Genomic DNA, 24,795 nt, shown 5'->3' on the forward strand with positions numbered 1-24,795 from the left:
CGAACAGTCGACGCTTGCATGAGCATTTCCGGGAACGTCAGGCCGGGGATGCTTTTTTTGTTAGATGAAGGCCTCATGCATCACATTCTTTTCGGACAGGAGCAATGAACGACATGACACGAAATGCGGACATTCATCACAATTGGACAAAATATGCGGCATGGTTCGCGGCGCTACTGCTGTTCGCGATGCTGCTTGCATCTTGCGGTTCAAACGACGGCTCGAACAGCGGCTCAAGCGGCGGTGACCATGCCGGTCAGCAAACGGCGGATGACGGCGGCAGCCCGGCAAATGCGGACGCGGCCGGAAGCGAAGCCGATTCCGGGGAACACGCGGCGGCGGATGCCGGCAAAGAGACGGTCTATCCGCTCACCGTCACCGACAAGACGGGCACCGCGATTACGCTGGAGCGGGCGCCGGAGCGCGTCGTCATGCTCGGGCCGAGCGATACGGAAATCGTCTTCGCGATCGGTGCGGGGAGCCTTGCGGTCGGCGCGGACGAGTACAGCAATTATCCGCCCGAAGCGGCCGAGTTGCCGCGCGTCGGCGACATGAACACGAATATCGAAGCAGTGGCGTCGCTGAATCCGGATCTGGTGCTCGGCAGCGCGAGCATGAACGCGGCCGCGGTCGACGCGCTGCGGCAGCTCGGCATCACCGTGTACGCATCTGATCCGCAGACGCTGGAGGAGACGATCGCGCATATCGAACAAGTCGGCGTCCTGCTGAACCATCAGGCCGGAGCGGAAGCCGTCGCCGCCGAGATGCGCGCGGCCATCCAATACGTTGCGGACAAAGTCAAAGATGCGGAGCCGCTCAGCGTCTATCTCGAGTTTTCGCCGGGGTGGACCGTCGGTTCCGGAACGTTTCTCGACGAACTCGTGAAGCTGGCCGGCGGCGTCAATATCTCTGCCGATCAATCGGGATGGTTCGAGGTCGATTCGGAAGCGGTCATCCAGCGGAATCCCGAAGTCATCATTTATCCGGAAATCGAAGGCGTGGACCTTCTCGGCGAGATCCTGTCCCGTCCGGGCTGGGATCAGATCGAAGCGGTGAAGAACGACCGCGTGCATGCGGTGACGAACGATCCGCTCGTGCGCGTCGGCCCGCGGCTGACGGACGGCCTGAAAGAAATCGCCGCCGCGATTCATCCGGACCTGTTCCCGTGATGAAGCCATGAAACTCCCGCTGCGCGTTGCGGCATGGTCAGGGGCGGCGCTCATGCTCCTGACGGTTTCCGTTGTATGGTCGCTTTCCATCGGCTCGGCGGGAATGCCGGTCGCCAAGGTGTGGTCGATTCTCATCCATCAGCTGCCGTTTTTCAGAAGTTCCGAACCGGACTGGACGCCGCTGGAGGAAGCAATCGTGACGCAGGTCCGGCTGTCCCGCATCGTCCTGGCGGTGCTTGTCGGCGCATGTCTCGGCATGGCGGGAGCGGGGTTTCAGGGCGTGCTCCGCAATCCGCTGGCCGATCCTTATACGCTCGGCGTCGCCTCCGGCAGCTCGGTCGGCGCGGCGCTCGTCATGACGTTCGGGCTGCAGGCGATGATCGGCATGTGGACGGTTCCGGCCGCCGCGTTCGCTTCCGGACTGCTCACCGTGCTGATGGTGTTCGTGTTTGCGCGTTCGAACGGACAGATGGCGGTGGAAACGCTCATTTTGACGGGCGTCATCTTTCAGGCATTTCTCGGCGCGTTCGTCTCGCTCATGATCTCGATGTCCGACGACGAAGTAAACCAGATCCTGTTCTGGGTGCTCGGCAGCCTGTCGAAAAGAACGTGGGACCACGCGCTTCTCGTCCTGCCGTTCGCGGCCGCGGGACTGCCGGTCATCGCCGCCTTCGCTTCGGCGATGAACCTGATGACGCTCGGCGAGCGGCATGCCGCCCATCTCGGCGTGAATGTCGAGCGGACGAAACTGTTCGTCCTGCTCGCCTCGACGCTCGTGACCGCCGCCGCCGTTTCGGTAAGCGGCGTCGTCGGCTTCGTCGGGCTCGTCGTGCCGCATCTGATCCGGCTGCTCGTCGGACCGGACTACCGGCTCATCGTGCCGCTCTCCGTCATCGGCGGCGGCATCTATGTCGTATGGGCCGACACGCTGGCGCGCACGGCGCTCAGTCCGAAGGAAATCCCGCTCGGCGTGCTCACCGCGCTGGTCGGCGCTCCGTTTTTCGCCTGGTTGCTGAAGCGTCGCAAAGCCGGATTGGGGAGGGGTGACGCATGATCGAAGTGGACGGCCTGACGATCGACGCAGATGGGCGGCGCATACTGGACAACATCACATTCCGGCTGGAAGCGGGCGGCCTGTACGGCATCATCGGCCCGAACGGCGCCGGCAAATCTTCGCTGCTCGCCGCGATCTCCGGCGTCAGGCGATTCGACGCCGGCTCCGTGCGGCTGTTCGGCCGTCCGGTCGCATCCTGGCCGCGCAGGGCGCTGGCCCGCCGCCTTGCCGTCTTGCAGCAGGAACCGCTTCCCAGGACGGCGTTCACCGTGCGCGAAGTGGCCTCGATGGGGCGTTATCCTTACCAGAACTGGTTCGGCGCCCGGGATGAAAAAGGCGAGGCTTTGATTGACCGCGTGCTGGAGACGCTCGGACTGTCGGCTTTTGCGAACCGCCGGCTTGATGCGCTGAGCGGCGGGGAGAGGCAGCGCGTCGCGCTGGCGAAAGTGATGGTGCAGGATCCGGAGCTGCTTATGCTGGATGAGCCGACGACGTATCTCGACATCGGATACCAGATTCAACTGCTCGATCTTGTGCGGGTCTGGCAGCGGTCCGGCGGCCGGACGGTCGTGGCGGTGCTGCACGATCTGAATCTGGCGGCACAATATTGCGACCGGCTGCTCGTCATTCACGAAGGACGGCTGGCGGCGGACGGCCCGCCGTCTGCGGTGCTGACATTCGAGACGATCCGGCGCGTGTTCGGCGTCGAGCCGGTCTTGCTGCCGCACCCGGAGAGCGGCGTGCCCCAGTTGCTGCTGCAGCCCGGAAGGCGGGAGATCGGGCCGGCGGCACTCCGGGATGCGGCCGCGCCGTCCGGGATCGTCCGTCCGTAGCCGGAGAAGGAAAGGACGATCGCAAATGAACGTTGAAGAAAAGATTGCCCGTGTCATCGCGGACATCGGCCCGCTGCACGAAGACGCGATGACGAAGGCCGCCGACCGGCTTGACCGGCTGACGAAACCGCAGGGCAGCCTCGGCCGGCTGGAGCAGCTCGCGGTGCAGCTGGCCGGCATCCGCGGTGAGTCGCTGCCGCGCTTTCCGCGCAAGGCGGCGGTCGTCATGGCGGGCGATCACGGCGTCTGCGAAGAAGGCGTGAGCGCCTACCCGGCCGAGGTGACGCCGCAGATGGTCCTGAACATGCTGGGCGGCGGCGCGGCGATCAACGTGCTGGCCAGACAGGCGGGCGCGGATGTCTTCTGCGTCGACGTCGGCATAAGCGGAGATGTGCGCCACCCGGATCTGATCGAGCGCAAAGTGCGCAGAGGCACGGCCAACATGTGCGCGGGGCCGGCCATGACGCGGGAGGAGGCGCTGCGCAGCCTGGCCGTCGGGATGGAAGTGGCCGGCCTGCTGGCCGGCCGGGGCGTGACGCTGGTCGCGGCGGGCGAGATGGGCATCGGAAACACGACGCCGAGCGCCGCCATTGCCGCCGTGCTCGCCGGCGTTCCGGTGGAGACGGTCGTCGGCAGAGGAACGGGGCTGGACGATGAAAGGCTTGCGGTCAAGCGCGAGGCGGTGCGCCGCGCGATCGCCGTGAACCGCCCGGATTCCGACGATCCGGTCGACGTGCTGGCGAAAGTCGGCGGGCTCGAAATCGCCGCGCTCGCCGGTCTGATGCTGGGCGCTGCGGCGCGCCGGATTCCGGTCGTCATTGACGGGTTCATTTCCTCCGCGGCCGCGCTTGCCGCAGTCCGGCTCTGCCCGGCTGTGCTGTCCTATCTGATCGCTTCGCATCTGTCGGAGGAGCGGGGGCATGCCGTCGTCCTGGACGCGCTCGGCCTTGCGCCGCCGATCCGTCTGGACATGCGGCTCGGCGAAGGCTCGGGCGCGGTGCTCGGCTTTCACCTCGTCGAGGCGGCGGCGCGCCTGATCGGCGAGATGGCGACCTTCGACAGCGCCGGCGTCTCGCGGCGCAGGGAGGACTGAGCCGTGGCGGTGCTCGTCACCGGCGGCGCGCGCAGCGGGAAGAGCCGCTTCGCCGAGTCGTATGCCGCTCGTCTCGCGTCCCGCGGCATCTATGTCGCGACGGCGCAGCCTTTGGATGATGAAATGGAGCGGCGCGTACGGGCGCATCGCGAGGAACGGAGACTGTCCGGATTCGCGTGGGAGACGGTCGAGGAACCGCTCGATCTTGTCGGGCTGCTGGATCGGCTCGCCGCCCCCGGGGCGCAAGCCGGCCGCCCGGTCGTTCTGGTCGATTGCCTGACGCTCTGGCTGTCCAACCATCTGCTTGCGGTCTGTCCGGACGGCGGTGCGGACCGGGCGCGGGTCGAGCGCGAGATGGACGGCAGGATCGAAGCGCTGGCCGGCGCCGTGCGGCGCTTTCCGCTTCCGCTCGTGCTGGTGACGAACGAAGTCGGCGCCGGCATCGTGCCCGAGACGGCGCTCGGCCGTATGTTCCGGGACGCCGCCGGCCGGATGAACCAGCGGCTGGCCGGCGTCTGCGATCGGCTGTTCCTCGTCGTTTCCGGCATTCCGGTCGATCTGAAATCGATCGCATTTCGGATGGATGAACTTTGACGGAAGACCGTCCTGACGAAACTGAGACGCGTTATTTGCCGTTTCGACGGGATGTTCAGCTCGTTTCGGAGTGAATAGCGTGTCTCCGTTTCGTTATCCTGCCGGAACCTCGTGTTTTGACACAAATAAGTCGTCTCTGTTTCGCAAGGACTGCGCTGCAACTGACCCACACCAGGGGGTGATCGCATGTTCCGGCTGCTCGTCCGTTCAGGCCGCGGGTTCGCGGCCGCCATGCAGCTGCTGACCCGGATTCCGGTGCCGCTCGAGGTGCCGTATGACCAAGGCACGATGAGGGCAAGCGCCGTCTCGTTTCCGCTGGCCGGCGCTGCCGTCGGGCTGGTGACGGCCGCTTCAGCGGCGGCGCTCCTGCTTCTGCTGCCCGCATGGCCCGCAGCGGCGTTGACGCTGGCGGTGTGGACGGCGGTCACCGGCGGGCTGCATCTGGACGGCTGGATCGACACGGCTGACGGCACGCTCAGCAACCGGCCGCGGGAGCGGATGCTCGAAATCATGAAGGACAGCCGGGTCGGCGCGATGGGCGCAATGGCCGGCATCCTGCTGCTCATCGTCAAATTCGCCGCGCTCGCGTCGCTGCTCGAGAGCGCCGGGCCGGCATGCTGGGCGATGCTCGCCGCCATCCCGGTGTGGAGCCGCTGGTGGATGACCGCGGCAATGGCCGCGTGGCCGTACGCCCGCGGCGAGGGCGGCATGGGCGCGCTGTTCCGCGGCGTCCGCGCCGTGCACGCGGGAGGCGCAGCCGCCGCCGGGCTGGCGGTGACCTTCGCGCTGCTGTGCGCAGGCGGCGCCGCGCCGATTGAATGGGGCGGCTTGCCGGCGCCCGGCGCTGCCGCGCTCGCGGCGGCGGCGTTTCCGGCCTTGGCCGCCGCGTTCGGCTGGCCGCTCGGCCGATGGCTGGCGCGCCGGCTCGGCGGCCAGACCGGCGACACGTACGGCGCCATGAACGAATGGACGGAAGCCTGGCTGCTGCTCGCCCTGTCGGCCCTCTATGCCTGAATCCCCGCCCAACCTTCCGTTGTGAAACCCGGCCTGCCTCGATTACAATGGCACTATGAAGTCCAACCATCATTCCAATCTCATCAACACCGGTACATCATCTGAAATTCAACGCGCGCTCGTCCGCCTGGACGAGTTGCCGATGCCCGTCGATTCAGCCGTGCCCCGGCTGCTCGAAGCGCTGCGCGAGCACGGCGGTGCGGTGCTCACGGCCGCACCGGGCGCGGGCAAGACGACGCGCGTGCCGCTCCGGCTGCTGGGCGAGCCGTGGCTTGACGGCCGGCGCATCCTGATGCTCGAGCCGCGCCGGATGGCGGCCCGCAGCGCGGCCGCCTACATGGCGTCGCTGCTCGGCGAGCGCCCCGGCCGGACGGTCGGGTACCGGATCCGGATGGAAAGCCGGGTCAGTCCCGACACGCGGATTGAAGTCGTGACCGAAGGCGTGCTCACCCGCATGCTGCAGTCGGATCCGTCGCTGGAAGGATACGGCGTCGTCATATTCGACGAATTCCATGAGCGGAGCCTGCATGCCGATCTCGGCCTGGCGCTGTGCCTCGAGGCGAAGCAGGTGCTGCGGGACGATCTCCGCCTCCTCGTCATGTCCGCGACGCTGGACAGCGGGCCGGCCGCGGAACTGATGGGCGGCGTGCCGGTCGTCGCGAGCGAAGGCCGGCAATATCCGGTCGAAACCCGCTATATGCCGAAACCGGCGGATGTGCCGCTGGAGGAGCATGTCGTCCGGGCGATCCGCCGCGCCTTGGCGGAGGAGACGGGCGGCCTGCTCGTCTTCCTGCCCGGCGAGCGGGAGATTCGCCGCACCGCCGCACTGCTCGGCGCGCCGGAAGGGACGGCCGTGCTGCCGCTGTACGGCGCGCTCCCGCAGCAGGAGCAGGACCGGGCGCTGGCCGATCCCGAGCCCGGCATCCGCAAAATCGTCCTGGCAACGACGATCGCCGAAACGAGCCTTACCGTCAGCGGCATCCGCGTCGTCATCGATTCCGGCCTGAAGCGCGTGCCGAAATTTTCACCGCGCACCGGGATGACGCGGCTCGCGACGACGCCCGTTTCGCTCGATTCCGCCGAGCAGCGCCGCGGCCGCGCCGGCCGGCTCGAACCCGGCGTCTGCTACCGGCTGTGGTCGGAGGAGCAGGAGCGGGCGATGCCGAAGGCGATCGTGCCGGAGATGCTGGAAGCGGACCTGGCGCCGCTCCTGCTCGAACTTGACGCGTGGGGCGCGTCGGACCCGCGGGCGCTGCCGTTTCTCGACCCGCCGCCCGAAGCCGCGCTTGCGCAGGCGGCGGAGCTGCTCGAGCAGCTTGGCGCGCGGAATGCCGACGGCAAGCTGACGCCGCACGGCCGCCGCATGGCGGAGACGGGGCTGCATCCCCGTCTCGCGCACATGGCGATCAAGGCGCTCGAGCTGGGTCAAGGCGCGCTGGCGTGCGAGCTGGCGGCGCTGCTCGAAGAGCGCGACGTGCTGCTGAACCAGGGACCGGAAGGCCCCGACGTCCAGGTGCAGCCGCGCCTTCAGACGCTCCGGGCGGCCGCCGCGGGCCGCATCCCGTCCGGCGTCCACGAGAGCGCAGCCCGCCGCGCCGCGGCGGAAGCGGCCCATCTGAAGCGGCAATTCGGCGTCCCGGAGCACGAACGTCCGGACGACCGGTTCGCCGGTATTCTGTTCGGCTTCGCCTATCCGGACCGGATCGGCATGCGGCGAAACTCCGGAACGCCGGGAAGCGGAGCAGCCTACACCCTCGCCGTCGGCCGGGGCGCCGCGCTGCCCGCCGGTTCACCGCTCGCATCGGAACCGTTCATCGTTGCGGCCGAGCTGGATGATGCCGGCGCCGACTCCCGCATCCGGCTGGCCGCTCGGTTTGACGCTTCGTGGTTCGAGGCTCATTTTGCCGACAAGGTCCGGGAAGAGAAGTCCGTCGCCTGGGACCGGCAGTCCGGCACGGTGCGGGCGAGGCGGCTCGTCCGCTTCGGCGCGCTCGTCCTGAAGGAGACGGCGCTTGACAAACCGGAGCCGGAGGAGATCGCGAAGGCGCTGCTCGACGCGCTGCGCGCGGAAGGGCTCGACCGCCTGCCGTGGACAAAACAGGCCCGCCAGATGCGGGGGCGGCTGGCGGCGCTGCACCGGCTCGATCCGTCGTGGCCCGACGTGTCGGACGAGGCGCTCCTGGCAAGCCTGGAAGAATGGCTGCTGCCATACGTCATCGGCATGAAATCGCTCGACGACCTGAAGCGGCTCGATCTCGCGGCCGCGCTCGAATCGATGCTCGACTGGAACCGCCGGCGCGAGCTGGACGAGGAAGCGCCGACCCACTATCGCGTGCCGAGCGGCTCGCGCATCGCGATCGACTACTCGGACCCGTCGGCGCCGGTGCTGGCGGCGCGGCTGCAGGAACTGTTCGGCATGAGCCGGACGCCGGTCATCGGCTACGGCCGGCTGCCGCTGACGCTGCACATTCTGTCGCCGGCGATGCGTCCCGTCCAGGTGACGCAGGATTTGGAAGGCTTCTGGAAGAATGGTTATTTCGAAGTGAAGAAAGAGCTGAAAGGCCGCTACCCGAAGCACTATTGGCCGGACGACCCGGCCACGGCGACGGCGACAAGCCGCGTGCGGCCGCAGCCGCGAGAAGGGCGGGAGTAAGGATGGCGTTCGGCATCAGCCGCGCGGAGCTCGACGCATGGAAAGCGGAAGTCGCATCCGGCCGCATCGCCTACCTGACCCATTACTGGCTTGACCCGCGCTTTCCGGGCGTGACGACGGTAACGAAGGTCGGGTGCGCCGATCTGGACCTGCTTGCGGCGTGGTGCAGGCGATGGGGGCTGAACCCCGCCTACATTCACCGGCGCGGCGCATATCCGCATTTCGACCTGATCGGCCCGCGGCAGAAGGCGATTCTGGCCGCGGAAGGGCTCTGGTCGCACATTCGGCGGTTCAATCTGTAAGACGGTAAAAATCATTCCGCGTGAAGCGGCACGTCAATCGATGAATGGAGGGATGACGGAATGGAGCAGCTGCTGTTCATTCAGCTCGGTATGGGGGCCGACCTTCACGGCCAGAATGTGACGACCGCGGCGGTGCGCGCCGTGCGCGACGCGATCCACCGCAATTCGATGCCGGGCATCCGGAGCATGCTGCCGGGCGGCTCGCTGGACAATATGAAAGTGAAGGTGAAGCTGGCCATCCCTTGCGATCATGACAAGCTGGACATCGACGCCGTGAAGGCGGAGCTGCCTTTCGGCGAGGTGACCGTTGAAGTGATGAACGGCGGCATGGCGACGACGAGCGGCATCGTGATTCCCGAGAAGGGCGATGTGAATGATCTGATGTACGTCGTCATCGCATCGGTGGAAGTCGGAAGGTAGCCTGCGGCTGTAACTTTTTCCCTGGTATCGGCGTCTAAAGGGAGAACCGCCTTGTGTGGACGGGAGGGTGAAGGCGTGGCGTTACGCGCACGTTTGATCCTCCCCGTGATCCTGCTGTCCTTCGCCGGCTGGCTGTTCGCCCTGCATCCGGCGCCGGTCCGCGCCTGTTCCTGTCTGCAGCCGCCTCCCCCGGACGAAGCGCTGCGGCAGGCGGACGCGGTGTTCGCGGGCGAGGTGACGGATTTCCGGAAAGCGGAACCGGGCAACGGGGAGACTTTATCCGATCTGTACGAAGCGGTGTTCCGCGTGACGGCGATGTGGAAAGGCCCTGACGCGGACCGGATCAAAGTCTTGACGGCAGATCCGTCGCAATTGATGTGCGGCTACCGGTTCGAACCGGGCGTCCGCTATCTGGTCTATGCCTACGAGACGACCGAGGGATTGGATACGAGCATCTGCACGCGCACAACCGTTCTCGACACGGCCGATTACGATCTGTCCGTGCTGGGTGAAGGAACGCCTCCGCCGTCGACGAGGCGGAACGATTGGCTGATCGGGAGCGGCATCGTTTTCGCCTTGGCTGCGGCGAGCCTGACCGTATATGTACAGGTTCGTCGGCGTCGGCGGGAACAGGGGGAGAGATGATGCGCCGAAGACGGGGCGTGCTCTTGATGTTGCTGCTGCTTGTCGGGTGGGGGCTCGCCTCGGGTCCGACACCCGCGCATGCTTGTTCCTGCGTGGAAATCCCATCCCCGGAGATCGCGCTGCAGAGAAGCGCTGCCGTGTTCGCCGGCGAAGTGTTGTCGGTCAGGCAAAAGGGACCGAATCTGTTCGGAGGAGGATACGCCGAGCATCCGATCCGGGTGACATTCCGCGTCACGGAAACCTGGAAAGGCGTAGAGGCGGACCGGCTGACGGTGCATACGTCGATGTCCACCTGCGGCTTCGATTTCGATGAAGGCATGCGGTACATCGTGTATGCCTACGAGACGTCGGAAGGTCTGGCGACCGGGCTGTGCACGCGCACGGCCGAACTGGCGAAGGCGTCGGACGATTTGGCGGCGCTGGGCAAGGGCAAGGTGCCGCCGTCGCCGGAGCCGGATAAGCGCGGCCTGTACCTGTTCCCGACGGGTACGGTGCTGGCCTGCTTTTCGGCTGTTGTCCTCGTGATCCGGCTTCTGCGACTGCGGCGCCGGCATTGGACGAGACAGAGGGGGAAGCGGTAATGCGCATCAGACTTGTCATGCTCGCCATCGTGCTGCTGATCGGCGGGGGAATATTCGGCACAAATCCGGCACCCGCCCATGCCTCATGCGCGGAAATTCCTTCTCCCGAAACCGCGTTGCAGCAAAGCGACGCCGTGTTCTCCGGCATTGTGCTGTCGGTGAAGGCGTTGAACCGGTCCAAATGGGGATCCTCCGCCGATCCGGTCGAGGTGGCATTCCGTGTGACGGAGGCCTGGAAAGGCGTCGATTCGGACAGGGTGACGGTTCGCATGGCGGCGTCTGTTGCGAACCGTTTTGTCGAGGGCATGCCGTACATGGTCTATGCCGGGAAGACGTTGACCGGTCTCAGAATCGATTCGTGCACGCGCACGGCCGAACTGGCGAAGGCGTCGGACGATTTGGCGGCGCTGGGCAAGGGCAAGGTGCCGCCGCCGTCGCCGGAACTGGAAAGCGCCATCCGCTCAAATCCGGCCGGCAAGTACCTGTTCTGGTCCGGAACGGCGTTCGCCGCTCTTGCGGCCATCGTCTTCGTGCTGCTGATCCTGCGTCTGCGGCGCCGGCATTGAACATCTACGTCTGGAGGATCCGATTTGGACAAAATCGCGGTTATTTCGGATATTCACGGCAATCTGCCGGCGCTGGAAGCGGTGCTGGAGGACATCGCGGCGCGCGGCGTTGAGACGATCTATTGTCTGGGCGACCTGATCGGCAAGGGGCCGTCCGGCGATGCGGCCATCGACCTCGTCCGGCGCCATTGCAAAGCCGTGATCCGGGGGAACTGGGACGATTTCGTGCCGCGGGAGTCCGATCCCGAATCCGAAGTTGTGCGCTGGCATCAATCCGTTATCGGCGAGGAGCGGATGGATTACCTGCGCTCGCTGCCTTTCATGATCGAGTTTGTTCTGAGCGGCAAGCGGGTCCGGTTGTTTCACGCCTCACCCCGGAGCGTCTATGAGCGCATCCAGCCGTGGGACCCGGATGAACGCCGCTTGACAATGTTCGAGCCGTCGCCGCATTGCACGGAGCCCGTGACGGCGGACATTGTCGGATATGGCGACATCCATAACGCCTATGTCCAGCATCTGGCGGGCCGCACGCTGTTCAATGCGGGCAGCGTCGGCAATCCGCTGGATTTGCCGGCCGCTTCCTATGCGCTGCTGGAAGGGGAGCTCGGCGGCGAAGCGCCGGCGCCGTGGTCGATCCAGCTGCTGCGGGTCCCTTACGATGTCGAGCGGGCAATCCGCGAGGCGAAGGCGGCGGGCATGCCGGAATTCGCCGAATATGAACGGGAATTGCGCACGGCGCGCTATCGGAGGCTGGACGGTTGAAGAAGGAAACTCCGGTGCGGAAGCCGGGATCGGAAAGGCGGGTGTGCACGATGAATACCGATGAGCTAATCGTGATCATTTTGATGGCCGGGGTACTTCACTTGTTGGGGGTGACGATGGTGATCCGGAACGCCATCAACCAATCGAAGCTGACGGATCGGCTGGCGGAGCTGACGGACGAAGTCCGGATGCTGCGCCGTGAACTGGCCAGGGAGAAGGCGCAAATCATCGACAAGCGCGTCTGAAGCGGGAAGACGCCCCCGGTATGTTCCATACATAAGATACGTGCAAGTTTTTGCGAATGGAAATCCATTGCCTGCTTTTGTGAACGCGTGTTATGATGGAAGCCACGGTATCAAATTGATACAGCAGATTACCGGAATACGGGAGGCGGGTTACATGGCAGAACGGACGATCAAATGGGGCATTATGGGGCCTGGCGGCATTTCGAGGACATTCGCGACGGATCTGAAACGGGTCGAAGGCGCCGAACTGGTGGCGGTCGGTTCGCGCTCGAAGGAGCGGGCCGAGGCGTTCGCGGCGGAGTTCGGGGCGAAACGCGCATACGGCAGCTGCGAGGAGCTGGCCGCGGATCCCGAAGTGGACATCGTTTATGTCGGCACGGTGCATCCGGCCCACAGGGACAACATGCTGACCCTGATCCGCGGCGGCAAGGCCGTGCTGTGCGAGAAGCCGTTCACGATGAACGCGAAGCAGGCCGAGGAAGTGATCCGGGAAGCCCGGGAGCGCGGCGTCTTCCTGATGGAAGCGATGTGGACGCGCTATCTGCCGCCGATCGTGAAAGTTCGGGAGTGGCTGCGCGAAGGGAAGATCGGCGAAGTGCTCCTGATGACCGCCGATTTCGGCTTCGATATAGGCTGGCAGCCCGAAGGACGGCTGCTGAACAAGGAACTCGGCGGCGGCGCGCTGCTTGACGCGGGCATCTATCCGGTTTCTTTCGCCTCCATGGTGTTCGGCACGCAGCCGAAACGCATTTCGTCGACCGCCCGGATCGGCAAGACGGAAGTGGACGAGCAGTTCGCCGCGCTGTTCGAGTACGAAGACGGGCGCGCAGCCCAGGTCGCCGCGGCGGTGCGGCTCAGAACGTCGAATGAAGCCATCCTGTACGGCACGAAAGGACAGATCCGCATCCCGGATTTCCTGTTCGGCAAATCGGCAACGCTGCTCGTGCACGGCGAAGAACCGGTGACGTTCACCGACAACCGGGAAGCGAAAGGCTACAACTTCGAGGCGGAGGAAGCGATGCGCTGCCTGCGGGAAGGCAAGAAGGAGAGCGACGTCATGCCGCTCGACGAGACGCTGGCCATCATGCGGACGCTCGATGCGCTCCGCGCGCAATGGAATTTGACTTATCCGTACGCAGACTGATTCGATGTAACGACCGCCTGGCGGACTTGCGCCGTCCAGGCGTCGTTTGCATCCGGCAAAGAAATACCATCCATTGGGAATATCAAATATGTCCAGTTTTTCTTTCATCTGCTCTATTGTTTCGCCTCGTCCGAACATCGATAATGGGGGCAGACTCGGCAAACATTTGCGGGAATCGGACCCGTCATACCCGTCATACCTGTTGAGCAAGGAGTGGAATCGTCATGGACCGCAGCGGCAACGTGCAGCTTCGTCCGCCGCATGAATGTCTTCCCGCCATCCGGGTTGCGGGCGATATCGTGAAACGCGCCGGCACCGGTCTCGGGCCGCGGCAGATCGAAGACTACGAACTGCTCTATTTTCCCGACGGCACCAAAAGCATCTACCGCGTAGGCGAAATGGCGTACACGCTCAGCGAACCGTGTTTCATCGTGACGAGACCGGGCGAGACGCATCAGTACGAGTACGATCCGGTGCAGCCGTCCCGCCACTTGTTCATCCATTTCGGCTATTTCCACCGAAACGGGGAGGCGCCGCCGCTTGCGATCCTGCAGCCGGACGGTCCGTCCGTCATCCCGGCGGAAGACGAATTGCTCGTCGGCATGATGAAGCAGATCATGAACATCGCGTATCTGTATCCCGACAAGCTGCAGCAGCGGGGCAGCGCCTTGCTGGCCGCCTTGCTCGAGGAGATCAACGGCCTGATCGTCGATCAGCCGGTCACGCGGGACAAAAACCGCATTCCGCCGCAGATTCTGAAAGCGCTTGACTACATCGACAAGCATCTCGACGAACCGCTTTCGATTGATCGGCTGGCGCAGAGTGTCGGCTGGACGCATGAGCATTTCTCGCGCTCCTTCGTCCGCTACACGGGCCGCACGCCGCGGGAGATGATTATCCAGCGCCGGATCGAGCGGGCATGCCAGCTGCTGCTCTACGAGGAACGGAGCGTGAAGAACGTCGCCTATGCGGTCGGGTTCACGGACGAGAACTATTTCTGCCGGGTGTTCAAGAACGTGAAAGGGATTACCGCCACCAAATATCGAAAAAAATACTACGATCCGCGGTACAGCGAGCTGCATCCGGTCAGCGAGAGCGATTCTCCCTATCCGCCGAATCGCATCCTGTACAACGCGGGCTCAAGCTACTGATGCCGGACTCATGCTTATCTTTTCGGGGAAAGGATGGTCGAACGAATGAAGGATACGCTGAACGTCGGTCTGATCGGGTACGGATTCGCCGGCAAGACGTTCCACGCGCCGGTCATCACGTGCGTGCCGGGACTCAAGCTCGCGAAAGTCGTCGAACGCCGGACGGATCGCGCAAAGCAGGATTACCCGCAGGTCGAGATCGTGCGCGACGTGAACGATCTGTATGCAGATCCGGAACTCGACATCGTCGTTGTCACGACGCCGAGCACCGACCATTTCACCTTCGCCCGCGACGCGCTGCTCGCCGGCAAGCATGTCATCGTCGAGAAGCCGTTCACGGTGACGTCTGCCGAAGCGGATGAGCTGATCGCGCTCGCGAAGGCGCGCGGCCTTGTGCTCAGCGTCTTCCACAACCGCAGGTGGGACGGCGATTTTCAAACCGTGCGCGAGATTGTGCGCGGCGGAAAGCTTGGCCGGATCGTGTCCGCCGAGTTTCGCTGGGATCGCTACAATCCGTATCCCGCTCCGGGCAGATGGCGCGACAGCGCGGCGCCGGGAGCCGGCGTCTGGTACGATCTCGGCGTCCATTTCCTCGATCAGGCGCTGCAGCTGTTCGGCACGCCGAAGACGATCCGGGCGGACATCCGGACGCAGCGGGAGGGCGTCGCCGCCGATGACGCCTTCGATGTGACGCTCGGCTACGAGAACGGACTGAGCGTCAGACTGTATTCTTCGCTCATTGTCCGCACGCCCGGCCCGCGCTACCGGCTGAACGGAACGAACGGATCGTTCGTGAAGTACGGCGAAGACCCGCAGGAGAACGCCCTCAAGGCGGGCGGGAAGCCGTCCGATCCCGGCTGGGGCCGCGATCCCGAAGCGAATTGGGGCACGCTGGACATCATGCAGGACGGCCTCCGGTTCACCGGCAAGGTCGAGACGCTGCCCGGCGCGTACCAGAACTATTTCGCGAATGTGCGGGATGCGGTGAACGGCGCCGGCGAACTCGCCGTGAAACCCGAGGAGGCGCGCGCGGCAATCCGCCTGATCGAGCTCGGCTTGCAGAGCAGCCGGGAAGGACGGACGATCGAAGTTTCACTGTAATCGACATTATCGATTTTTGCGGGAGGCGGCCTGAGCATGGGCGATGCACTTTTTCCGTTTCAAACCTGTCTGAACGCATCCACGCTGTTCCCGTACAAATTGGACATCCGGGAGCAGCTTCGGGTCGCCGCCGAGGCCGGCTATGACGGCATTGAAATCTGGATGCGCGATCTCGAAGCTTACACCGCATCCGGAGGATCGATCGCGGAGCTTAAGGATTACGCCGCTTCACTCGGCATCGCGATCCCGAATGCGATCGCCTTCTTCCGCTGGGCGGATATGAGTGAAACGGCGAGGCACGACGGTTTCGCGCAAGCCGAGCGGGAGATGAAGATGCTCGCCGAGCTGGGCTGCCCGGCCGTCGCCGCGCCGCCGTACGGCGACGTCGACGGCGCGGGTCCGGAACATTTCGCCGCGCATTTCGCGGAACTCGTGAGGCTCGGCCGCTCCATGGGCGTCGAGCCGTATCTCGAATTCTGGGGGCGGGCGAAGCGGCTCAATCGGCTGGAAGACGCGGTTGCCGTCCTTGACCTGAGCGGCATCGGCGATGCGAAGCTGCTGCTTGACCCGTTCCATATGTACGTCGGGGGAAGCCGGTTCGATAGCGTCGGCACGTTAAGCGGCGATCGGATCGGCATCGTTCACGCGAACGATTACCCGGCCGAGCCGCCGCGGGAGACGATCGCCGACCGTGACCGCGTCTTTCCGGGCGAAGGCATTGCGCCGCTCGGACGGCTCGCCCGCCTGCTGTGCGATTCGGGTTACGGCGGCTACTTGTCCCTGGAGCTGTTCATTGAAAATTTCGGAGGGCGTACGGCGCCGGACACGGCCCGATACGGCCTGGATTGCCTGAGAAAAGCTTTCTCGGTCGATCACATCGAAGGAGCAAGATCAACGTGAACCCAAAGGACGGAGGCGGCGGATCGGCAGGCAAGACGGTCAAGCTGTCTCTGCTGGCCATCACCTGGCCGATCTTCATTGAATCCGCCCTGCAAACCCTCATTCGGATGACGGACACGTTCATGCTCAGCAAGGTGTCGGACGAGGCGGTGGCCGCCGTCGGCGTGTCCAACCAGATTCTCATGTTCGGCATGCTGCTGTTCAACTTTGTGGCGATGGGGTCCGCCGTCGTTGTCTCGCAGTATCTCGGCGCCGGGCTTAGGCGGGACGTCGGACGGCTCACCGGATCTTCGCTGGCGCTCAACCTGCTGTTCGGGCTGTTCGTCAGCGCGATGGTCGTCCTGTTCTGCGGCGATCTGCTCCGCCTGTTCGGTCTTGAACCGGAGCTGCACGCGATCGCGCAACGCTACCTGCTTATCGCCGGCGGCGGGCTGTTCGTGCAGGCCGTCATGTCTGCGGCGGTCGCGATCATCCAGTCGCACGGCCTGACCCGCCAGACGATGTTCGTCGCGCTCGGCATGAACATCATTCACATCTTCGGCAACTATCTCGTGATCTTCGGCCCGTTCGGCTTCCCGAAGCTGGGCGTGACCGGGGTCGCGATCTCGACGGTTGTCAGCCAGGTTATCGGCATGATCGTCAACCTGTACCTGCTGCGCCGGGCTGTCGAATTGCCGTTCACGCCAAGGCATTTGATCCGGTGGAAATTGGACGACGTGGTCCGGGTGCTTCGCGTCGGCGTTCCGGCGTCGCTCAACAATTTGTCCTATAATGTGAATCAGCTCGTCACGACCGCCATGATTGCCAGCCTCGGCTCGGTCATGCTGACGACGCGCATCTATACGATGAACATCAATTTCATCATCGTGATTTTGTGCATCTCTCTTGGACGGGGCATGCAGATCATCGTCGGCCATCTCGTCGGGGCCGGGGAGCAGGACGAGGCGTACCGGCAGGTGCTGCGCAATTACGGCCGCAGCGTTCTGATCACGCTGGCCGGGGCTGCGGTCATCTGCCTGCTCCGGGTGCCGCTGCTCGATCTGTTCACCGATTCGGAGGAAATCATCCGGATCGGTTCAAATCTGCTTCTGCTCAGCTTCCTGCTGGAACCGGGCCGCAACCTGAACATCATGTTCGAGCGATGCCTGCAAGCCGCCGGCGACGCCCGCTTCACCGCGCTGTCGTCCGTGCTCATCATGTGGCTGTTCAGCGTGCCGCTGACTTATCTGCTCGGCATCCATCTGGGATACGGGCTGTATGGCATCTGGGCCGCATTCATCGCGGATGAGTGGGTGCGCGGCATCGCGCTGTTCCTGAGGTGGAAGAGCAAGGCGTGGAAGTCCAAGGCGATCGTCTCCCGCGCGGCGGAGACGGCCGCCGGCTGAGACTGGAATCCGGGATCGAAATTCCCTCATTCCCGCAAGGGCCGTGTCTGTTCCTGATGTCGGACGGACGCGGCCTCTCGCTTTTGCTGTTGAGAACCATCGGTCGATCCGCTATCCTTGTCTTGTGGGGTGAAGGGATTGGGCTACGTGCTGTTGCTGCTGGCCACCCTCGGATGGAGCTTTGTCGGCATTCTGGTCAAGATCGCATCCGGCATGGCGGACAGCATGTTGATCACATTCGCGCGGTTCGGCTTCGGGGTGCTGTTTCTCGGCGGCTGGCTGCTGCTCAAGGACGGCAGAATCCGGCTGTCCGCCGCGCTGCCCTGGATCTGGATCGGCGCCGCCGGCAAAAGCCTCAACTATTTCTTCGAGAACATGGCGCTCAAATGGGGCTATTCCTACGGCAACATCGTGATTCCGCCCGTCCAGATGATCACGCTGCTGTTCGTCTCGGCCTTGTTCCTGAAGGAGCGCATCGGTCCCAAAGGCTGGACGGCCGCGGCGCTCTCCCTGGCGGGCATCCTGATCATCGGCTGGGGCAATGCGGGCGGGGAGCTCGCGGAAGGCGGGAACGGGCTGACGACGCTGTGCTTCGCGATCGCCGGAGTGGGCGCCGCGATTCACGTCCTCAGCCAGAGGTCGCTGGTCAAGAAGATGGATGCGGCGACGATGAATTTCGTCGTCTTCTTCTGGGCCGCAGTCATGACGGCGGTGCCGCTGCCGTTCGCGGGCGATCCGCTGCCGGGCGGGTTTTCGGCCGCGGCATGGGCCGCGATGATCGCCCTCGGCCTCATCACCGGGCTCAGCTTTCTCTGCTTCGGGGAAGCGATCAAGCGCGTGCCGTTCCCCGCCGTCATCATCATCAGCAATTGTCAGGTGCTGTTCCAGCTCATCTGGTCGGCCGCGTTGTTTCGCGAACCGATTACGCTGTGGATCATCGCGGGAGCGTTCCTGTTCACGGCGGGCATTGTGCTGCTGAACATGCCGCTGAAGAAGCGCGTGGTGATCCGGGACGGCGGAGCGGCTGCCGCGACGCGGCACGCGGAAGGGTAGAATATGAAAGACGAAGCTGCCGCGGGAAAAGGAGGGTATGCCATGAACATCATCCATCACGGCGGCCATCAGATACTGCTGCTGACGGCGGGCACGGGAGACAAGCCGCTGCTCCGGAATCTCATGCAGCTCTATCTGCATGAGATCAGCGAGTTTACCGGCGCCGACCCCGATGATCACGGCATATTCGATTATCCCGAGTTCGATTATTATTTCACGGCGGAAGGCCGGCAGGAGGGGCGGCTGCCGATCTTGATCCGGATCGACGGCACCGCGGCCGGCTTCGCGATGATCAACGGATTCAGTCTGGTCGCGCCGCGCACGCCTTCGACGCGGCATCTGTCGGACTTCCTCATTCTGCGCAAATGGCGCCGCCGTTCCATCGGCAAAGCCGTCGTGCGCGAAATTTTCGAGTCGTACCCCGGCTTGTGGGAGATCAAGCAGCGCCGGGAGCATGAAGGTGCGCAGCGCTTCTGGCGCAATGTCATCCGCGAGTACACGGCGGGCGGGTACAAGGAGACCGAACTCAACGACGACCGGTGGGACGGCTTCGTCCAGACGTTCGACAACAGCAGCCGGCTGTGAGCGGGAACTTGCGGACGGACAAGCCCGGGTGAAGTCACGGCGCGGGCGGCGCTTCGCCGGCCAGCCGGCTGATCCATTGTTCATCCACGATGACCGGTTCACCGGGCACGTCCTCAAGACGGAAGCGGCCGATCAGTTCATGCGCGGCGATCGGCTCGACGCGGTCGTGGAGGCCGCTGACCGACGCGATTGCGCCGATGATCGTCTCCGCCCGGACGCCCCGTCCGCGCAGCGCGCGGATCGAGAGCGCGCCGTGCCGTTTGGCCAGCCGCTTGCCGTCCGGTCCGCACAGGAGCGGCACATGCGCGTAGCGCGGGATTTCAAGGCCGAGCGCTTCGAACAGGAACAGCTGCCTGGGCGTCGAATCGAGCAGATCCGCGCCGCGCACGACATCGGTGATGCCCATCGCGGCGTCGTCAACGACGACCGCGAGCTGATAGCTGACAATGCCGTCCGCCCGGCGGACGACGAAATCGCCGCCCGCGCCCGGTTCGAACCGCTGCGGTCCGGCCGCGCCGTCCTCGAACGCCGCGGCGCGGTCCGGCAGGCGGAACCGGAGCGACGGGCTTTTTCGGCTTTCCCGTTCCCGGCGCTCTTCCTCGGTCAGCTTTCGGCATGTCCCCGGATAGGCGGGGCCTTCGCTGCCGAGACCGTGCGGCGCGCTGGCGACGGCCATCAGTTCGGCGCGGCTGCAATAGCAAGGGTAGAGCAGCTGCTGCTCCTCGAGCCGCTTCAAGGCCCGCTCGTAATCTCCGAGCCGCAAGGACTGGACATAAGGTCCGAACGGACCGCCGATGTCCGGCCCCTCGTCCCAGTCGATGCCGAGCCAGCGGAGATCCTCCATCAGCAGATCATAATATTGCGGCTTGCAGCGCGGCTTGTCGATATCTTCAATGCGGAGAATGAATTGACCGCCCCGGCTCCGCGCGTCGAGCCAGGCCAGCAGGGCGGTCCTGGCGTTGCCGACATGCATTTCGCCGGACGGCGTCGGAGCGAAACGTCCGCGATACGTCATCGGTTCACCTCCCGGGCGGGAACGCATCTTACGCCGGTCATGATAGCACGGCTCGGGCGGACGCGCAATGATGAAGCGGACAAATCACCGGGACCGGCAACCATAAGGACGATGGCAGGGAACGCGGGATCAGACGCGGATAAGACGGACAACCGGAAGGAGATGGGATGATGATCGAGCTGTTCAGATTGAACTGGAAAATGCGGGACGAATGGTTCCGCTGGTGCCTGGACGTGCCGCAGGTCGAACTCGACGCGCCGCGGCTCGACGGGGAGGGATCCATCCTCCGCACGCTGTTCCATATCATCGATGTCGAGCAATATTGGATCCGGCGTTTTGCCTACGGAACGGAACATCGGTACGAATATGCGGAATATGCGGATCTCGACGCGCTGCACGCTTTGTCCAGACGGCTCAGGCCGTTCGTGGAAGAGACGGTCAGGTCCTGGACGCCGGTACGCGATCGCGAAATCCGGGTTGTGCAGCATGAGGACGGAACGGCATCCGAGTTGGTGTTCGGTGACATTCTGCGCTGGCTCGTCCAGCATGAGGCCTATCACGCCGGACAGCTCACGGTCTGGTCGCGGGAGCTTGGATTCGATCCGGTCCCGCTTGCCTGCGCTTGGCCGGCGGGCGACTCGATGGATGCGGAAGGAGCCGGATGAAGAAGATGGGCCGCATCGCGTGGGACTTCGAGCGGCTGGAAGCGATGCGCGGTCTTCTTGAAGACCGCGGCATGCGGAGCATCGCGGTGGCCGAGGGCGGAGAGACGGTCTGGTCCTGGCATGCGTCGGGGCAGGACAGGCTGTCGGCGGTCTATTCGATCACGAAGAGCGTCCTGTCGCTGCTCGTCGGCATTGCGATTCATGAGGGGTTGATCGGCGGGCCGGACGACCGGATCGGAGACTATCTGCTGCTGCCGAAGGACGGGCATCCGCGGTTGTCGTCGATCCGGCTTCGCCATCTGCTGACGATGACGTCCGGCATCGATTGGCCCGATTTCGACAAGCCTTACTGGGCGATGAAACGAAGCGCGGACGGCGTAAAATTCGTATTGTCCCGGCCGGTCGCGCATGAGCCGGGAACGGTGTTCGCGTACAATACCGGCGGTTCCCATCTGCTCGCGGCGATTCTCGCGGCGGCGGCGGGCTCAAGCGTGCTGGATTACGCCCGCAAGCGGCTGTTCGAACCGCTGGGCATCCGCCGCGTCAAGTGGAATGCGCTGCACGGCATCCACGAGGGCGGCACCGGGCTGTACCTCAAGACGGAGGATTTGCTCAAGATCGGGATGCTGACCGTTCAGGAAGGCGTATGGGAAGGCCGGCGGATCGTGCCGGCGGAGTGGATCCGGGAATCGACCCGGCCCGCGTCGAAAGGGCTGGCGCTGTACAAACCGCCGATCTTCGGCCGGTACGGCTTCCACTGGTGGGTCGCGGATCCCGCGGAAGACCGGCCGGGGTACGCCTTCGCGCTCGGCTTCAGCGGCCAATATCTGGCGGTCGTGCCTTCGCTCGGCATCGCCGCCGTGCTGCGCCGGAATGCCACCACGCGGGCGGATTCGATGAAGTCGCGGTCGCTGCTCGACGAGTACATTTTGCGCGCGGCAACGGGATCCCGGACATGAAATCGGGGAGACGGGTGACATTTTTCAGGTTCATTTAAGGCAAGCGTTCTCCATTCGTGGTACAGTGGTTGACGTACGCGAATGGAGAGGAGCAATTGGACGATGAATGAACGCAACCATGACCAACCGACGGCGGGAACCCTCGGCTGGAAAATTTCGACCGCCGTGCTGGCCGTGCTTCTGATCGTCTCGCTTCTGCTGCATGTTTTCGGCAGCCGGGCGGGAAGCGCCGAAGCCGTGGCGACCGTGAACGGGGTCAAGATTACGAAGGACGAGCTGTTCGATGAAATGGCGGCATACGGCGGGAGCAGCGTGCTCGACGATCTGATCCGTCAGGAAGTGATCCGGCAGGCGGTCGAGGAAGCCGGAAAGACGGCATCTGATGAAGAAGTGCAGGCGCGGATGGAGAAATTCGCCGAGCCCTACGGATCGATGGACGCGTTCCTGGCAGAGATCGCGTATTACGGCTATTCCGAGGAAATGCTGCGGGAGCAGGTTGCAACGCAGATCAAGATCGAGAAAATCATCGGGGCGGACGTCGCCGTCACGGACGAAGAAATCGCGGCGTATTTCGAAGAGAACAAGGACAGCTTCGACAAGCCGGAGACGGTGAGGGCGTCGCACATCCTGGTCGAGACACGGGAAGAAGCGGAATCACTGCTCAAGCAGCTGGAGGCGGGAGCGGATTTCGCCGAGCTTGCCGCCGAGCATACGCTCGATGAAATGACGAAAGAAAGCGGCGGCGATGTCGGCGATTTCGCACGCGGCGAGATGGAGGAAGGATTCGAGGAAACGGCGTTCAGCCTTGAAATCGGCGAAACGGCCATTGCCGAGACGAGCTACGGCTTTCACGTCGTTCGCGTGACGGACAAGTCCGCCGCGCAGGAAGCGACGCTGGATTCGGCGCGCGAAGAGATCGTCGATTATCTGACCCAATCGAAGCTTGCCGATCTGGTCGACGGCTGGATCGCGGATCGCGAAGCGGAAGCGGACATCGAGTATCTGATGGAATGGTAACGGGCTCGGCATGGGGTGACTCCGCGGCGCTTGCGGCGCATACAATGTCTGTAGATCAATCAACCGGAAGGAGGGCGGCCATGCGGATCATCGTCGTATCGGACACGCATATGCCGCGCAGCGCGAAATCGATACCGGCTCCGCTGCGGGAAGCGCTGACAACGGCGGACTATATTCTGCACGCCGGCGATTGGTGCGTGCCGGACGCGGTCCGGGCGTTCGAAGCATACGCCCCGGTCGACGGCGTAGCCGGCAACAACGATGTCCGGGAACTCGCGGAGCGGTTCGGCTGGCGGAAACGGCTGAATCTGGGCGGCATCCGCATCGGAATCGTGCACGGTCACGGCACGGGCGGAACGACCGAGTCGAGGGCGCGGCAGGCGTTCAAGAACGAGAAGGTGGATGTCATCCTGTTCGGCCATTCCCATGTACCGCTCAACCGGCGGGACGGAGGCGTCCTGATGTTCAATCCAGGCTCGCCGACCGCGCGGCGGAGGCAGCCCCATCATTCATTCGGCATCTGGGACATCGAGGACGGTATTCTGCAGGTGAGGCACGTCTTTTTCTGATGAATGAAGCGGCGGCGCATTTGAGGGCAGCGCTCCGGATATGATACGATGGTATTTGAACCTGTTTCCGGAACAAGGGGTCGTCATTTCGTCATGAAACGGATGCTGTTCGCGCTGCCGTTAATCCTCATTCTCTACATCGGCCTGAATGTCTATATCGGATGGAACTTGCGGATGTTCCTGGAATGGCTGGCCGGACCGATTCCGGGAGCGGTCTTCTGGATTCCGTTCCTGCTCGTCGCCTTCGGCTTCCCGATCGGCCGGATCGGGCGCGGCGCCGGCCCCGTCCTGCGTCTGCTCAAAGTGGCCGGTGCCTACTATTTTGCCCTGTTCGAATACGGCTGCCTGCTGCTGCCTCCGGCCGACATCGCGGGCTGGCTGCTCAGGGAAGCCGGGTACGGCGCATCGATACATATCGGCGTGCCGGGCGCGGCCGTTGCGATGGTGCTGCTTGTGCTGTTCATCACCGGCAGCATCAACGCCTGGTCGCCCGTGGTGCGTGAATATCGCCTTGAAGTGCCGAAGGATGCGGGGGGCCTCGGCTCGCTGCGCATTCTGGCCGCTTCGGACCTGCACCTCGGCAATATCGTGGGCAACCGGCACCTGCGCCGGCTGATCGGGGCGGCGGAAGCAAGGAAGCCGGATCTGATTCTGCTGGCCGGCGATGTCATTGACGATGACATCGAACCGTTCATCCGCAACCGGATGGACGAGACGCTCGGCCGGTTGAAAGCGCCATACGGCATCTATGCCGTCCTCGGCAACCATGAATATTACGGCGGCCAGATCGAAGCCTATGTGCGGCGCGCCGCGGATGCCGGCATTCGCGTGCTGCGCGACGAGACGGTGACGATTGACGGCTGCTTCCAAATCGCGGGCCGGAAGGACAAGACGGCGGAAGGCGCCGGGCCGGACGGACGGCTGCCGGTGAGCCGGCTGCTGGAACCGCTCGATCCGAAGCTGCCGATTCTCCTGATGGATCACCAGCCGCTGGCTCTCGGCGAGGCGGCGCAGGCGGGAGCGGATCTTCTGCTGTCCGGCCATACCCACCGCGGCCAGTTCGCGCCCAACCATCTGGTGACCAGGCGGCTTTTCGAACTCGATTGGGGCTACAAGCGGATCGGCGGCATGCACGCCCTTGTCTCGTCCGGCTTCGGCACATGGGGACCGGCCATCCGGCTCGCCAGCCGCTCCGAGCTGCTGGACATCACACTCGTCTTCACGGGAAGCCAAAGTTCGGAAAATCGTGACAAACCGGGCGACGCGGAAGCCGGAGGATCGTTTACAATAGAGGATGGACAAGCCGCCAATTCGTGAAGG

27 protein-coding genes are annotated in these 24,795 nt (G+C 64.3%); 26 read left to right on the forward strand and 1 reads right to left on the reverse strand.

All coding sequences use genetic code 11. The features are described 5' to 3' along the window. Nucleotides 1-113 precede the first annotated feature (113 nt). From THECO_RS07680 to THECO_RS07780, 21 genes are all read left to right on the forward strand, one after another. The gene (locus tag THECO_RS07680) at nt 114-1,169 is read left to right on the forward strand and encodes an ABC transporter substrate-binding protein (protein WP_015254465.1); all 1,056 of its coding nucleotides are present in this window, start codon (nt 114-116) and stop codon (nt 1,167-1,169) included. A gap of 7 nt (nt 1,170-1,176) precedes the next feature. Next, nucleotides 1,177-2,223: a FecCD family ABC transporter permease gene (locus THECO_RS07685; RefSeq protein WP_041853850.1), complete on the forward strand. Its 1,047-nt coding sequence runs from the start codon at nt 1,177-1,179 to the stop codon at nt 2,221-2,223. Then, complete coding sequence (locus THECO_RS07690; RefSeq protein ID WP_015254467.1) at nt 2,220-3,056, forward strand: heme ABC transporter ATP-binding protein; 837 nt, start codon at nt 2,220-2,222, stop codon at nt 3,054-3,056. The genes THECO_RS07685 and THECO_RS07690 overlap by 4 nt, the downstream gene beginning before the upstream one ends. A gap of 25 nt (nt 3,057-3,081) precedes the next feature. After that, nucleotides 3,082-4,149: a nicotinate-nucleotide--dimethylbenzimidazole phosphoribosyltransferase gene (gene cobT, locus THECO_RS07695; protein ID WP_015254468.1), complete on the forward strand. Its 1,068-nt coding sequence runs from the start codon at nt 3,082-3,084 to the stop codon at nt 4,147-4,149. Between the two features lie 3 nt (nt 4,150-4,152). After that, entirely contained in the window at nt 4,153-4,743 is a 591-nt protein-coding gene (gene cobU, locus THECO_RS07700) for a bifunctional adenosylcobinamide kinase/adenosylcobinamide-phosphate guanylyltransferase (protein ID WP_015254469.1), read from the forward strand. Nucleotides 4,744-4,929: 186 nt separating this feature from the next. Next, entirely contained in the window at nt 4,930-5,757 is an 828-nt protein-coding gene (cobS, locus tag THECO_RS07705; RefSeq protein WP_015254470.1) for an adenosylcobinamide-GDP ribazoletransferase, read from the forward strand. A 142-nt stretch (nt 5,758-5,899) separates the two neighbouring features. Then, complete coding sequence (hrpB, locus tag THECO_RS07710) at nt 5,900-8,410, forward strand: ATP-dependent helicase HrpB (protein WP_015254471.1); 2,511 nt, start codon at nt 5,900-5,902, stop codon at nt 8,408-8,410. 2 nt (nt 8,411-8,412) lie between these two features. Further along, nucleotides 8,413-8,712: a hypothetical protein gene (locus tag THECO_RS07715; RefSeq protein ID WP_015254472.1), complete on the forward strand. Its 300-nt coding sequence runs from the start codon at nt 8,413-8,415 to the stop codon at nt 8,710-8,712. Between the two features lie 60 nt (nt 8,713-8,772). Further along, nucleotides 8,773-9,132 carry a Lin0512 family protein gene (locus THECO_RS07720; protein ID WP_015254473.1) on the forward strand — a complete coding sequence of 120 codons (360 nt, stop codon included), beginning with the start codon at nt 8,773-8,775 and terminating at the stop codon, nt 9,130-9,132. Between the two features lie 75 nt (nt 9,133-9,207). Continuing rightward, complete coding sequence (locus tag THECO_RS07725) at nt 9,208-9,777, forward strand: Tissue inhibitor of metalloproteinase (protein WP_015254474.1); 570 nt, start codon at nt 9,208-9,210, stop codon at nt 9,775-9,777. Beyond that, nucleotides 9,774-10,358 (forward strand): hypothetical protein, encoded by a 585-nt coding sequence (locus THECO_RS07730; RefSeq protein WP_052835862.1) that lies wholly within the window; start codon nt 9,774-9,776, stop codon nt 10,356-10,358. Before THECO_RS07725 ends, THECO_RS07730 begins: the two co-directional genes overlap by 4 nt. After that, complete coding sequence (locus THECO_RS07735) at nt 10,358-10,924, forward strand: hypothetical protein (RefSeq protein ID WP_015254476.1); 567 nt, start codon at nt 10,358-10,360, stop codon at nt 10,922-10,924. The genes THECO_RS07730 and THECO_RS07735 overlap by 1 nt, the downstream gene beginning before the upstream one ends. 24 nt (nt 10,925-10,948) lie before the next feature. Next, on the forward strand, nt 10,949-11,686 hold the full coding sequence (locus THECO_RS07740; RefSeq protein WP_015254477.1) for a metallophosphoesterase family protein: 738 nt from the start codon (nt 10,949-10,951) through the stop codon (nt 11,684-11,686). After that, a complete protein-coding gene (locus THECO_RS07745; protein WP_015254478.1) occupies nt 11,683-11,931 on the forward strand; it encodes a hypothetical protein in 249 nt (82 codons plus the stop codon). Before THECO_RS07740 ends, THECO_RS07745 begins: the two co-directional genes overlap by 4 nt. A gap of 154 nt (nt 11,932-12,085) precedes the next feature. Continuing rightward, a complete protein-coding gene (locus THECO_RS07750) occupies nt 12,086-13,075 on the forward strand; it encodes a Gfo/Idh/MocA family protein (RefSeq protein WP_015254479.1) in 990 nt (329 codons plus the stop codon). 224 nt (nt 13,076-13,299) lie between these two features. After that, nucleotides 13,300-14,226 (forward strand): AraC family transcriptional regulator, encoded by a 927-nt coding sequence (locus tag THECO_RS07755; RefSeq protein WP_015254480.1) that lies wholly within the window; start codon nt 13,300-13,302, stop codon nt 14,224-14,226. Nucleotides 14,227-14,271: 45 nt separating this feature from the next. Then, nucleotides 14,272-15,327, forward strand: coding sequence for an oxidoreductase (locus tag THECO_RS07760; protein WP_015254481.1), 1,056 nt, complete (start codon nt 14,272-14,274; stop codon nt 15,325-15,327). A 36-nt stretch (nt 15,328-15,363) separates the two neighbouring features. Beyond that, nucleotides 15,364-16,227: a sugar phosphate isomerase/epimerase family protein gene (locus THECO_RS07765; protein ID WP_015254482.1), complete on the forward strand. Its 864-nt coding sequence runs from the start codon at nt 15,364-15,366 to the stop codon at nt 16,225-16,227. Continuing rightward, nucleotides 16,224-17,612, forward strand: coding sequence for an MATE family efflux transporter (locus tag THECO_RS07770; RefSeq protein ID WP_015254483.1), 1,389 nt, complete (start codon nt 16,224-16,226; stop codon nt 17,610-17,612). Before THECO_RS07765 ends, THECO_RS07770 begins: the two co-directional genes overlap by 4 nt. A gap of 147 nt (nt 17,613-17,759) precedes the next feature. Further along, nucleotides 17,760-18,665, forward strand: coding sequence for a DMT family transporter (locus tag THECO_RS07775; RefSeq protein ID WP_015254484.1), 906 nt, complete (start codon nt 17,760-17,762; stop codon nt 18,663-18,665). 42 nt (nt 18,666-18,707) lie between these two features. Further along, nucleotides 18,708-19,250: a GNAT family N-acetyltransferase gene (locus tag THECO_RS07780; RefSeq protein ID WP_015254485.1), complete on the forward strand. Its 543-nt coding sequence runs from the start codon at nt 18,708-18,710 to the stop codon at nt 19,248-19,250. Between the two features lie 34 nt (nt 19,251-19,284). Here the strand turns inward: THECO_RS07780 and gluQRS are convergent, their stop codons facing one another. Further along, a complete protein-coding gene (gene gluQRS, locus THECO_RS07785) occupies nt 19,285-20,265 on the reverse strand; it encodes a tRNA glutamyl-Q(34) synthetase GluQRS (RefSeq protein ID WP_015254486.1) in 981 nt (326 codons plus the stop codon). A gap of 167 nt (nt 20,266-20,432) precedes the next feature. Here gluQRS and THECO_RS07790 point away from each other — a divergent pair, with 167 nt between their 5' ends. The 5 genes from THECO_RS07790 to THECO_RS07810 all read left to right on the forward strand — a co-directional run bounded on the left by THECO_RS07790 (nt 20,433) and on the right by THECO_RS07810 (nt 24,792). Continuing rightward, the gene (locus THECO_RS07790; protein ID WP_015254487.1) at nt 20,433-20,930 is read left to right on the forward strand and encodes a DinB family protein; all 498 of its coding nucleotides are present in this window, start codon (nt 20,433-20,435) and stop codon (nt 20,928-20,930) included. Beyond that, nucleotides 20,927-21,889 carry a serine hydrolase domain-containing protein gene (locus tag THECO_RS07795; protein ID WP_015254488.1) on the forward strand — a complete coding sequence of 321 codons (963 nt, stop codon included), beginning with the start codon at nt 20,927-20,929 and terminating at the stop codon, nt 21,887-21,889. Before THECO_RS07790 ends, THECO_RS07795 begins: the two co-directional genes overlap by 4 nt. Before the next feature lie 102 nt (nt 21,890-21,991). After that, the gene (locus THECO_RS07800; RefSeq protein ID WP_015254489.1) at nt 21,992-22,906 is read left to right on the forward strand and encodes a peptidylprolyl isomerase; all 915 of its coding nucleotides are present in this window, start codon (nt 21,992-21,994) and stop codon (nt 22,904-22,906) included. An 80-nt stretch (nt 22,907-22,986) separates the two neighbouring features. Beyond that, nucleotides 22,987-23,475: a metallophosphoesterase family protein gene (locus THECO_RS07805; RefSeq protein WP_015254490.1), complete on the forward strand. Its 489-nt coding sequence runs from the start codon at nt 22,987-22,989 to the stop codon at nt 23,473-23,475. Between the two features lie 93 nt (nt 23,476-23,568). Then, nucleotides 23,569-24,792 (forward strand): metallophosphoesterase, encoded by a 1,224-nt coding sequence (locus THECO_RS07810; RefSeq protein ID WP_015254491.1) that lies wholly within the window; start codon nt 23,569-23,571, stop codon nt 24,790-24,792. Nucleotides 24,793-24,795 lie beyond the last annotated feature (3 nt).

The organism is Thermobacillus composti KWC4 (genome assembly GCF_000227705.2).
Taxonomy (GTDB): domain Bacteria; phylum Bacillota; class Bacilli; order Paenibacillales; family Paenibacillaceae; genus Thermobacillus; species Thermobacillus xylanilyticus.